The organism is Thermus sp. FJN-A, assembly GCF_054655095.1.
In genome coordinates this window covers 1-471 of sequence record NZ_BAAHSC010000184.1, presented here as the reverse complement: position 1 = coordinate 471, position 471 = coordinate 1, and the positions used below count along the sequence as shown (strand labels likewise).

Annotated in this window: 1 rRNA gene; it reads right to left on the bottom strand. The window is 64.3% G+C overall.

What is annotated here, in order from left to right:
* Positions 1 to 471 (bottom strand): 23S ribosomal RNA (locus ACYQ0J_RS07475); the annotation flags it as partial.

Genomic DNA, 471 nt, shown 5'->3' with positions numbered 1-471 from the left:
CTCCCCGCCGCTGTGGACGCTCGGGGGAGATCAGCCTGTTATCCCCGGGGTAACTTTTATCCGTTGATCGATGGCCCTTCCACACGGGACCACCGGTTCACTAGGCCCGGCTTTCGCCCCTGCTCGGCTTGCAGGCCTCACAGTCAGGCTCCCTTCTACCCTTGCGCTCTCCGGCGGATTTCCGTCCCGCCTGAGGGAACCTTTGGGCGCCTCCGTTACCCTTTAGGAGGCGACCGCCCCAGTCAAACTGCCCGCCAAGCGCTGTCCCCCCACCCGAGGGTTAGGCCCCCAGCCGCATCAGGGTGGTATTTCACCGGCGCCTCCACCACCCCCGAAAGGGCGGCTTCGCAGGCTCCCACCTATCCTACGCAGACGCGACCAAGAGCCAACACCAGGCTGCAGTAAAGCTCCACGGGGTCTTTTCGTCCTGCCACGGGTAGGCCGCATCTTCACGGCCAGTTCAATTTCACC